Annotated in this window: 1 protein-coding gene; it reads right to left on the reverse strand. The window is 47.9% G+C overall.

What is annotated here, in order from left to right; translation table 11 throughout:
• A partial coding sequence (locus tag CWC16_RS19700; RefSeq protein ID WP_502705086.1) for a preprotein translocase subunit SecA occupies positions 1 to 357 on the reverse strand: 357 nt, incomplete at both ends.

Consider the following 357-nt stretch of genomic DNA (forward strand, 5'->3'; position numbering starts at 1 on the left):
ATGGGTAGGAATAACAATAACATCCAAACCATAGATCTGACGAAGTTCGAAGGCTTCTGTATCGGCTGTACCCGTCATACCAGACAACTTCTCATAGAGTCGGAAGTAGTTCTGGAACGTGGTAGAAGCCAGAGTTTGGCTCTCGGCCTGAATACTCAGTCCTTCTTTGGCTTCCAACGCCTGATGCAGGCCTTCTGACAGGCGACGACCCGGCATAGTACGACCTGTATGCTCATCCACAAGAAGGACTTCGCCTTCTGTCACAATGTATTCAACATTGCGAGTGAACAGTACATGCGCTTTCAATGCTGCATTCACATGGTGCAGCATGTTCAGGTTATGAGCAGAGTAAAGACT

The organism is Pseudoalteromonas sp. S3776, from assembly GCF_005886915.1.
Classification (GTDB): domain Bacteria; phylum Pseudomonadota; class Gammaproteobacteria; order Enterobacterales; family Alteromonadaceae; genus Pseudoalteromonas.